Raw genomic sequence first — 9,618 nt, forward strand, 5'->3', positions numbered from 1 at the left:
AAATTTCTTTTCAACTTCAACCGCTTGCGCTTCCGATCAACTCCAGGCTTCTCGTCAGCGGGAGGCGAATTCTACAGCGTTTCAAACCGCTGTCAACCACCTCGTTACCGCTTCCAACCACCTCGACCAAATCACCAACAAGGCCTTAACCACCACCCTGTCAGCCCGGCGCATTCTACACAGCTTTCGCTGCACTGCAACTTCTATTTTTAAGCTAACTTCTTGTTTTACAAGAGGTTTGCCGAGAAGCCTGCGCCAGAAGAGGTGCGGATTATAGGCCCCGCAGAAACTACGTCAAGGCTTTATTGAAAGCTCCCGCTACTCGCACTGCAATCCTGTGCCGCGCGCGCCTTGAACCATGCGACCAGCTTGCACGCCCCTTTATATAGATGGAGTCAATAGAGCCCCCCCCCGGGGAGGCCCACTGGATGAGCGACTCACTCTTTCAGGAACCGGCGCTATCGACTAGCGCCCTGTCGCTTTGCACACAATCGAACAAGACCTCGCCTGGCATCCTGACTTGGCGTTATTGCTGGTGGTAATGGCCTTTACCAATCAGGCACTGCCCGCCCCTACACACTGAGCTCCTTTCGAGGAGTGTTTTCAGCCCCCGTCAAAGGCAACCCTGGCGGGGGCTTTTTCTTCCCGAACGATAACTGCCGTACTACGCGGCAGTTATCAGATCATAGAGCGAGTAGCGGCAATCCTGCAGACCGGTTATTCAGTGCTTCCCTCAGATGGCCGTCCAGCACCCGGAACCGTAGACCGCTGGACGCGCCACATGGCGATGCCACTATATAAGATCAGCAGAATAACCAGCCCTAGACCAATCGACATCAACTCGCCTCCATAAACGCGCCGCCCCCCACAAGACGGGCAGGCAGTGACAGTCAGTCGTTAACCTGGCGCAGATAGGCTGCCGGAGCAGCGCCAAGGTTGTTGAGCAGGCGCTCGCTGTACCAGTCGATAAAGTTGACCACACCGAACTCGTAGGTTTTCGAGTATGGGCCAGGCTGATAGGCCGTGGAGTTGATGCCACGCTGGTTTTCTTCGGCCAGACGACGGTCCTGGTCATTGGTCGCGTCCCACACCTGACGCAGGCGCGCGACGTCGTAGTCGACACCTTCCACTGCGTCCTTGTGCACCAGCCACTTGGTGGTGACCATGGTTTCCTGGGCACTGATCGGCCATACGGTAAAGACGATGATGTGATCGCCCATGCAGTGGTTCCACGAGTGCGGCAGATGGAGGATACGCATAGAGCCGAGGTCGGGGTTCTGGATACGGCCCATGAGTTTCTTGCTGCCTTGCTTGCCATCCATGGTCATGGACACCGTGCCCTTGAGCAGCGGCATACGCACGATGCGGTTACGCAGGCCGAAGCTGGCGTGGGCGTAGGGAATCTTCTCGGCGTCCCACTTGGCCGCGGACTCGGAAACGTGGTCCTTGAAAGCCTGACTGGCACGCGGATCGGTGACGTCGTCCCACTCCAGCAGGGTATTGAGCAACTCCGGGTGCGCCCCGTTGCAGTGGTAGCACTCGCGGTTGTTTTCCAGGACCAGCTTCCAGTTGGCTTTTTCCATCAAGGTGGACTGCACGGCCACCTTGGTGTTTTCCATGTCGTAGGGCTCCATGTAATGGGCCAGGGTGGTGAGGAAGTCATCGATCGCTGGCGGAGTTTCGGCCAGGGAGATGAAGATGTAGCCGCCGGCAGTTTTGCACTGCACCGGCTTGAGGCCGTATTCCTTCATATCGAAGTCGGCGCCCATCTCGGTGCCGGCGAACAGCAGCCGCCCGTCAATCTCGTAGGTCCACTGGTGGTAGGGGCAAACCAGTTTGGCCACCTTACCCTTGTCGCTGGTACACAGACGCGACCCGCGGTGGCGGCAGACGTTGTGGAAGGCATGCACCACACCTTCGGCGCCACGGATGACAATGATCGGGTTATCGCCGATCTGCAGAGTCAGGTAGTTGCCCTTGGCCGGGATTTCACAGGTCATGCCGGCTATCAGCCATTCCTTGTGAAAGATCTCCTGCATGTCGATCTGGAACAGGCGCTCGTCGCTGTAAAAGGGTTGCGGCAGCGAGAAGGTCCGCTCGCGGCGTTGCAGCATCTCGGCGGTGGCCTTGCGTGCCGGATCCAGGGGGTCGCCCAGACTCAGGGTGGAAGTGACGTCCATCGGTAACTCCTCAATGGCGACTCGCCGTGCGAGCGCCGCAAAAAGTGGCTGTTTCGGTTGCTACGCAAGGCGGCGTTCCAGACCCTCCGCAAACCGCCTGCCGAATGGCGGTTCTTACGCGGGATCGAGAGAATCGGACGCTCTTATCCATTTGCTTCGGCTGGGGCTGAGTGTGGCGATGGACGCCGAGCAAACCTTATCCACAGGCGACATGGCCACATCCGTTTCCGACGCGGCAAGCCACGCGCCAGGCGGCAGGTCGCGATAAGTATGTCAATGTCGCTCATGGATAAATGAGCGCACTAACCGTTGCGCACAATCCACCTCAATAGGCCAACATCAGGCCGCTGCGCGCGAGATACCGACCATGTCGAACGACTTCCTCAATCCCGTTACCACCCAGACCTGGAGCAACGGCCGCCATCTGGTGCGCTGCGTCAAGGTGATCCAGGAAACCTGGGATGTGCGCACCTTCTGCTTCATGGCCGAACAACCGGTGCTGTTCTTCTTCAAACCGGGCCAGTTCGTCACCCTGGAACTGGAAATCGACGAGCGGCCGGTCATGCGTTCGTACACCATTTCCAGCTCCCCGTCGGTGCCCTACAGCTTCTCCATTTCGATCAAGCGGATGCCCGGCGGCAAGGTCTCCAACTGGCTGCACGACAACCTGCAGGAAGGCCAGGAGTTGGCGGTACACGGCCCGGTCGGGCTGTTCAACGCCATCGACTTCCCGGCCGACAAGGTGCTGCTCCTCAGTGGCGGTGTGGGCATTACTCCGGTGATGTCCATGGCCCGCTGGTTCTATGACACCAACGCCAACGTCGACATGGTCTTCGTGCACAGCGCCCGCACGCCCAAGGACATCATCTTCCACCGCGAACTGGAGCACATGGCGGCGCGGATCAGCAACTTCAGCCTGCACATCATCTGTGAGAAGCACGGCCTCGGCGAGGCCTGGGCCGGCTACCGCGGTTACCTCAACCAGAAGATGCTGGAATTGATGACGCCAGACTTCATGGAACGGGAAATCTTCTGCTGCGGGCCGACGCCCTACATGAATGCGGTCAAGCACCTGCTCGAGAGCAATGGCTTCGACATGCAGCATTATCACGAGGAGTCCTTCGGCGCGACGCCACCGGAGGTCCGCGCCGAGGTCAAGGAGCTGGCTGCGGAAGCCGCCGACGCCGAGCCGGTGCCCGTTGCCGACCAGCATCAGGTGGCCTTCGTCGCCACCGGCAAGAGCATTCGCGTCGACCCGGGCGAGACCGTGCATGCCGCAGCGGCCAAACTCGGCTTGCACATCCCCAAGGCCTGCGGCATGGGCATCTGCGGCACCTGCAAGGTAATGAAGACCGCTGGCGAGGTGAGCATGGAGCATAACGGCGGGATTACCGACGAGGACGTCGCCGAAGGCTATATCCTCTCTTGCTGCAGCGTGCCCCAAGGCGACGTGGTCATCGACTATTGATCCATACGGCTTACCCACGACGGCTTACCCACCTCACAAGCTCACCCCCTGAATCTCTCAGGGGGTGAGCACCTCCTCCGACCAAACCCCATCCGCATCTTTCAGGTACCTGACACGCTCGCGCACGCGCTGCCAGCCAGACGGCCAGAACTCGATCCGCTCAGGCTGAAGGCGGAAGGCGCACCAATTCGGACTGCGCGGCACCGGATCGAAGCCCAGGGCCTGTTCATGCTGGCGCACCTGCCGGCGCGCTTCGCCTTTTGCCGACGCCGGAGCGCCCTGCGGCAGCACCCAGGCCGCCAGCTGGACCTCGCGTGCCCGCTTGCGCCAGTAGCTGTCCGACGTTGCAACGGATTGTCGAACGACCTCGCCTTCGAGCGTCACCTGTTCCTGCAGTTCGCGCCAGAAGAAACACAGCGATGCGCGCGGATTGTCGATGAGCTGCTGGCCCTTGCCGCTCTCGGTGTTGACGAAGAACAGCAGCCCTGCCTCCTCGACCGCAACGATGTAGACCATGCGTACGGACGGATGGGCGTAGCGATCCGCCGTCGCCAGCGCGGCGGCATGGGCCTCGTCAACGCTCTGCGCGGTGGCCTGCTCGATCAGCCGTTGCAACTGCTCCAGGGCTTCCCGATAAATCGCTTCACTGCTCTTCATCCTCGCTAGTCATCCTTTGTCGGTGCCGATCCGTGGCGTCGCATGTCGGGGTAGCCAACCCCAGCGCAGGGTTCACTGCCCGGCCATCTCTGCCACATAGTGAGCCACCGCCTCGATCTGTTCGGCGCTGAGCGATGCGGCAAAGCTCGGCATCACGCCGACACCACCCTGCACCGCCGCCGCGACCCGCTCGACGCTCGGCTTGAGCTGATCCAGATCGGGACCGATGATACCGCTGGCACCGGCCTCGCGCAGGCTGTGGCAGAGGCTGCAGGAAGGCTGGGCCTGCTCGGTGAACACCTGCCGGCCGAGCGCCAGACGCGTATCACCCGCGCTCGCCTGCGCCATGGCGAGCAGGCCGACCAAGGCGAACCCGAGCCCCCGCATCGGCTCAAGCCACCACAAGGCTGACGGCATGATCCTGCCAGCCGTTGTGGCCGTAGCCGCGTTCATTATCCAGGCGCTCCTGGGGCTGCATGGCACCCTGGGCATCGATTGCCCGGCTGGCCAAGGTGTAGCTCCCCGGTTTGAGTTCGGTGAACAGCACGAATGGTCGCCAGGCGAAAGGCCCCAGATCCGGGCCAACGAAGCGCGCCATCTGCCAGTTCTTGCCCGCGTCCAGGGATACTTCGACCCCCTGCACCGCACTGGCCCCACCGAACGCCACACCCTGGATCCGTACCCTCCCGGCCTTGGCCTGCTGCAGCGGCTGGGTGATCCAGGATTTGACGCTCATCTCCCACATCGAAGGCTGATCAGGTGCGCCGCCCTGGCCGACCGGACGGATGCGGTAGCCGGAGGCCTGGATTTTGGCAGCGGTCTGCTCGGCGGTGAATGCCACCTGCTTGACGTACTTGATGTTGTTCACCCCGTAATAGCCGGGCACCACCAAGCGCAACGGGCCGCCGTGAGCCAGGGGCAAGGGCTCGCCGTTCAGCTCCCAGGCGAGGATGGCGTGCTCCAGCGCGCGCAACGGCACCGAGCGCTCGACCAGCAGATCTTTCGGCTCGATACCGGCGGGCAAGGTTTCGCCACCGGTGCTGGTCATGTACTCCAACCCATCGCCAATGCCGCCGAGGGCATCGACCACCGCACTGACCGGCACCCCACTCCAGAACACACAGCCGGCCGCACCCACGCTCCACGGGGTACCGCTGGCGCCATGGGGGAAGAACGCGCGGCCGTTGCCCGAGCACTGCAGCACGCAGGCCACGGTCTCGACGCCGAGGCTCTTGAGCTCGCCCAGGGTCATGCTGCGCGGGTTCTTCACGCCCTGGAAGGCGACCGTCCAGGCGTCACGGTCGGCAACGATGGCGGCATCCGGCGCCGGCAGGTTGTTGCGCACGAACAGTTGCTCGTTGGAGGTGACGATGCTGGTACCTATGGCGTCGCGCCTGGTTTCCAGGGTGTTGGCGCTGTGCACGATCAGCGCCTCGGGATTCTTCCAGTTGACGTAGTCCGGCAGTGGCATCTCTGCTGCCAGGCTGAGTGGACTGAAACCGAACAGACTGGCCGAAGCCACTGCTCCGGCACTGCCCAGCAACACTTGCCGACGCTGCAGGTTAAAGGTGTCGTTCATGGGGTACTCCCTGGAGATGCGCTGCGCGCAACACGCAGGAAGGAGAACCGGAATATCTGGGAAAGAGGGCGAGTCGCGCGCGGGTGCTGGATGAAAGGGGATAGACGCTTAGAGGCGGGCGATCCCCCACAAACCGGAGCATGGATGCTTTCCTCTCGGTGTCAGGCGGGGTTGTTTGCCATGACTCGTTTTGGTTTAGGTTCCCGGCGTCCCCCTGTCAAGGTAAGTGGTCGGTTGCCCCGCCCTGCGTGCAGTGCCCGTCCCGGGATAGAGTCACAGGCTCCCCCCATCCCGCTGAATAGCGAGCCGCGACATCGACGGTTATTCGATCAACTTCGGCGCGGGCACCGTCCTGGACGGGCCGGCGGATCGGGCCAAGCCTAGCCCGCAGCCATGGCCATGCGGATATCCGCCGCCAGTTCGCGCACCCGCTCTTCCTCGGTATCCCAGGAGCACATGAAGCGCGCCCCACCAGCGCCGATGAAGGTGTAGAAACGCCAGCCCCTGGCGCGCAGGTTTTCCAAGGCCGCTTCGGACATCTGCAGGAACACGCCGTTGGCCTCGACCGGGAACATCAGGCTGACGCCCGGCACATCGTCGACCAGCTCGGCGAGCAGGCGCGCGCACTGGTTGGCATGCCGCGCGTACTTCAGCCAGGCGTCGCTCTGCAGCAGCCCCACCCAGGGCGCGGACAGGTAGCGCATCTTCGAGGCGAGTTGACCGGCCTGCTTGCAGCGGTAATCGAAATCTTCGGCCAGCGCCTTGTTGAAGAACAGGATCGCCTCGCCCACCGCCATGCCGTTCTTGGTGCCGCCGAAGCAGAGCACCTCGACGCCAGCCTTCCAGGTCAACTCGGCCGGGCTGCAACCGAGAAAGGCGCAGGCGTTGGAGAAGCGCGCGCCGTCCATGTGCAAATGGAGGCCCAACTCGCGGCAGGTGGCGCTGATCGCCCGGACCTCTTCGGGGCGATAGACCGTACCGACCTCGGTGGCCTGGGTCAGGGTCACCACCCGCGGTTTCGGGTAGTGGATATCCTGGCGTTTGAGGGCGATCTCGCGGATCGCCGCCGGAGTCAGCTTGCCGCTCTCGGTCTGCGCCAGCAGCAGCTTGGAGCCGTTGGAGAAGAACTCCGGGGCACCACATTCGTCGGTCTCGACGTGGGCAGTATCCGAGCAGATCACGCTATGGTAGCTCTGGCACAGCGCCGCCAGGGCCAGGGAGTTGGCCGCGGTGCCGTTGAAGGCGAAGAACACTTCGCAGTCGGTTTCGAACAGTTCACGGAAATGATCGGCGGCGCGCGCCGTCCACTGATCGTCGCCGTAAGCACGATCATGGCCGTGATTGGCCTCCGCCATGGCGGCCCAGGCTTCCGGACAGATGCCGGAATAGTTGTCGCTGGCGAACTGTTGCGATGAATCGGACATTACTCGTTCCTTCTTGTTGGATCATCGGCGCATGGCGCTACTTTACCCTCGCAACCTGTCGTGGGTAGCACGCTGTGGCGACATCTTGTTCATTCCAGGCGCTGTCCGGCCCGCCGAACAGCTGGCCGGCAACTGCACGCAAATGAAAAGGAACTCACGGCTGAACACGGCCTCACAGCTAGGGTCCCGGCAGCGCTTGCCGACGTAATAGACCCGAACAGGAGTCCACCATGAGCCACCGTCATTTGATTGCGCTTTTCCTTCCCCTGGCCTTTGCCCTGCCCGCCACTGCCGCCGACTGGCCAGCGGGAGCCAAAACCGAGTTCGTCAACGAGTGTGTGGCCAGCGCCCAATCCACCCACAGCAAGCCACAGCTCCAGGCCTTCTGCGAATGCGCGGCCGACAAGGTCAGCAGCGAGTTCAGCCAGGCAGAGCTGGAAGCGATGCGTAGCCAGGCGCAACCTGACCCGGCGCTTCAGCAGCGCCTGGTAACCGCCTCCAGCAGCTGCAACGCCAAGCTGCAGGGCTGAGAACGTGTGAGAAAACGCTCGCCTACTGCGACCGCCCGCTGCTGGCGTTGCGCTATGGCGCTCGATATTTTCGCAACCGCTGAACGGTGCTGAAAACCCGCTGGCCACAGCGCCAGCGGTGCCCGCCATGCCGTTGGCGGGATGCCGGATGGGCAGCGGCGGCGATCTTGGGTTAACGTCGATCACCACTCGATGACCTGTGAGCGCCGCCATGCCGCCCCTTTCCCCAGCCCTGGCCAGTCGCCCGCGTGATACCGCGCTGGACCTGCTCAAGTGGCTGGCGCTGCTGAGCATGCTGATCGATCACCTGCGGCATGTCTGGCCGCAGCTATACGCCCTCTATATTCCCGGGCGCCTGGCCTTTCCACTGTTCTGCCTGGCCATCGCCGCCAACCTAGTGCGGCCGTCGACGCGCCCGCGCCTGCCGGTGCCGTTGCGCTATCTCGGCCTGTTGCTGCTGTTCTCGCTGCTTTCCGAGTGGCCGTATCGCCTGCTGGTGCAGGCGCCGCAATCGCTCAATGTGCTGCCGACCCTGGTCCTCGGCCTGCTGATCGCCAGTGGCGTGCAGCAGGCCAGTGGCCAGGCGCGCTGGCTGGCCATCGGCGCCCTGCTGCTGGCCGTGGTCGGCCATCCGTGGCTGATGTTCGGCGCCGCCGGAGCCTTGCTGCCGGCGGCGTTCGTTTATGCATTGAAGCGATCCCATCCGGCCTGGATCTGGCCGCTACTATTGTGCCTTCTCGCCAATTACTGGCCGCCCTTCTATGTCGATGCGGCACGCGGCGATCCCTTTGCCTGGGCGGTGATTCTCAGCTGCGCCCTGGCGCCGCTGTTCGGCCTCTGGCTGCTGCGCCAGCCGCTGCAGATCCAGGTTCCGCCGGTACGCCGCTGGGCCTACCTGTTCTATCCCGGGCACTTTCTGCTGCTCGCGGCTGTGCGCGAATACTGGCTGCGCTGACGGCCCCGGCTGCGCTGCACGGCGCTCGGCCGGGCCGCGGAGAAACATTCGCATGACCGACAGCGAGCTGTCGCCGACGCGCATGTCGCAAACGCAACCTCCCGTGGCGTACATAGGCATCTGGCTGTTCAGGGCGAGTCATACCATCGGCTGCACAAGGGCTCAACCCCGATTCCGACCCGATTCCGACACAAAGGCGCCACGACGTGGCACCGCAGGAGATCAGCGATGTTCAGCAAACAAGACCAAATCAAGGGCTACGACGACGAACTGCTGGCGGCGATGAACGCCGAAGAGGCACGCCAGGAGCATCACATCGAGCTGATCGCCTCGGAAAACTACACCAGCAAGCGGGTAATGGAAGCTCAGGGCAGCGGCCTGACCAACAAGTACGCCGAAGGCTATCCGGGCAAGCGCTACTATGGTGGTTGTGAGCATGTCGATGTGGTCGAGCAGCTGGCCATTGACCGCGCCAAGCAACTGTTCGGCGCCGATTACGCCAACGTCCAGCCGCACTCCGGCTCCTCGGCCAACAGTGCCGTGTACCTGGCGCTGATCAATGCCGGCGACACCATCCTCGGCATGAGCCTGGCCCACGGCGGTCACCTGACCCACGGTTCCAAGGTCAGCTCCTCCGGCAAGCTGTACAACGCGGTGCAGTACGGCATCGACACCACTACCGGCCTGATCGATTACGACGAGGTCGAGCGCCTGGCCGTCGAGTGCCAGCCGAAGATGATCGTCGCCGGCTTCTCCGCCTATTCCAAGACCCTGGATTTCCCACGTTTCCGCGCCATCGCCGACAAGGTCGGTGCCCTGCTGTTC

At 62.9% G+C, this 9,618-nt stretch carries 9 protein-coding genes and 1 pseudogene; 5 read left to right on the top strand and 5 right to left on the bottom strand.

Annotated features, from left to right (window positions below):
* Positions 1 to 277, top strand: a 277-nt coding sequence (locus tag R3355_RS24080) for a hypothetical protein (protein ID WP_318963656.1), incomplete at its 5' end; no start/stop codon positions are given.
* A gap of 613 nt (positions 278 to 890) precedes the next feature.
* Here R3355_RS24080 and gbcA read toward each other — a convergent pair.
* Positions 891 to 2,180 carry a glycine-betaine demethylase subunit GbcA gene (gene gbcA, locus R3355_RS24085; protein ID WP_318950863.1) on the bottom strand — a complete coding sequence of 430 codons (1,290 nt, stop codon included), beginning with the start codon at positions 2,178 to 2,180 and terminating at the stop codon, positions 891 to 893.
* 367 nt (positions 2,181 to 2,547) lie between these two features.
* On the opposite strand from gbcA, the gene gbcB reads away from it, so the two are divergent.
* Positions 2,548 to 3,648 carry a glycine-betaine demethylase subunit GbcB gene (gbcB, locus tag R3355_RS24090; protein ID WP_318963658.1) on the top strand — a complete coding sequence of 367 codons (1,101 nt, stop codon included), beginning with the start codon at positions 2,548 to 2,550 and terminating at the stop codon, positions 3,646 to 3,648.
* Between the two features lie 57 nt (positions 3,649 to 3,705).
* Here the strand turns inward: gbcB and R3355_RS24095 are convergent, their stop codons facing one another.
* From R3355_RS24095 to R3355_RS24110, 4 genes are all read right to left on the bottom strand, one after another.
* Positions 3,706 to 4,305, bottom strand: coding sequence for a pyridoxal 5'-phosphate synthase (locus tag R3355_RS24095; RefSeq protein ID WP_318963659.1), 600 nt, complete (start codon positions 4,303 to 4,305; stop codon positions 3,706 to 3,708).
* A 72-nt stretch (positions 4,306 to 4,377) separates the two neighbouring features.
* Complete coding sequence (locus R3355_RS24100; RefSeq protein WP_318950869.1) at positions 4,378 to 4,722, bottom strand: c-type cytochrome; 345 nt, start codon at positions 4,720 to 4,722, stop codon at positions 4,378 to 4,380.
* Complete coding sequence (locus R3355_RS24105; RefSeq protein WP_318963660.1) at positions 4,697 to 5,884, bottom strand: sulfite oxidase; 1,188 nt, start codon at positions 5,882 to 5,884, stop codon at positions 4,697 to 4,699. Before R3355_RS24105 ends, R3355_RS24100 begins: the two co-directional genes overlap by 26 nt.
* 380 nt (positions 5,885 to 6,264) lie before the next feature.
* The gene (locus R3355_RS24110) at positions 6,265 to 7,308 is read right to left on the bottom strand and encodes a low specificity L-threonine aldolase (RefSeq protein ID WP_318963661.1); all 1,044 of its coding nucleotides are present in this window, start codon (positions 7,306 to 7,308) and stop codon (positions 6,265 to 6,267) included.
* A gap of 230 nt (positions 7,309 to 7,538) precedes the next feature.
* On the opposite strand from R3355_RS24110, the gene R3355_RS24115 reads away from it, so the two are divergent.
* From R3355_RS24115 to glyA, 3 genes and pseudogenes are all read left to right on the top strand, one after another.
* Positions 7,539 to 7,838 (top strand): hypothetical protein, encoded by a 300-nt coding sequence (locus R3355_RS24115; protein WP_318963662.1) that lies wholly within the window; start codon positions 7,539 to 7,541, stop codon positions 7,836 to 7,838.
* A gap of 211 nt (positions 7,839 to 8,049) precedes the next feature.
* Positions 8,050 to 8,793 (top strand): TraX family protein, encoded by a 744-nt coding sequence (locus R3355_RS24120; RefSeq protein ID WP_318963663.1) that lies wholly within the window; start codon positions 8,050 to 8,052, stop codon positions 8,791 to 8,793.
* Between the two features lie 228 nt (positions 8,794 to 9,021).
* Positions 9,022 to 9,618, top strand: a pseudogene (glyA, locus tag R3355_RS24125) (serine hydroxymethyltransferase); the annotation flags it as partial.

Source organism: Pseudomonas sp., from assembly GCF_033723075.1.
In the GTDB taxonomy this organism is placed as follows: Bacteria; Pseudomonadota; Gammaproteobacteria; order Pseudomonadales; family Pseudomonadaceae; genus Aquipseudomonas.

Coding starts and splice junctions, on each gene's coding strand:
- gbcA (WP_318950863.1), bottom strand. CDS start 2,180: ATGGACGTCACTTCCACCCTGAGTCTGGGCGACCCCCTGGATCCGGCA.
- gbcB (WP_318963658.1), top strand. CDS start 2,548: ATGTCGAACGACTTCCTCAATCCCGTTACCACCCAGACCTGGAGCAAC.
- R3355_RS24095 (WP_318963659.1), bottom strand. CDS start 4,305: ATGAAGAGCAGTGAAGCGATTTATCGGGAAGCCCTGGAGCAGTTGCAA.
- R3355_RS24100 (WP_318950869.1), bottom strand. CDS start 4,722: ATGCCGTCAGCCTTGTGGTGGCTTGAGCCGATGCGGGGGCTCGGGTTC.
- R3355_RS24105 (WP_318963660.1), bottom strand. CDS start 5,884: ATGAACGACACCTTTAACCTGCAGCGTCGGCAAGTGTTGCTGGGCAGT.
- R3355_RS24110 (WP_318963661.1), bottom strand. CDS start 7,308: ATGTCCGATTCATCGCAACAGTTCGCCAGCGACAACTATTCCGGCATC.
- R3355_RS24115 (WP_318963662.1), top strand. CDS start 7,539: ATGAGCCACCGTCATTTGATTGCGCTTTTCCTTCCCCTGGCCTTTGCC.
- R3355_RS24120 (WP_318963663.1), top strand. CDS start 8,050: ATGCCGCCCCTTTCCCCAGCCCTGGCCAGTCGCCCGCGTGATACCGCG.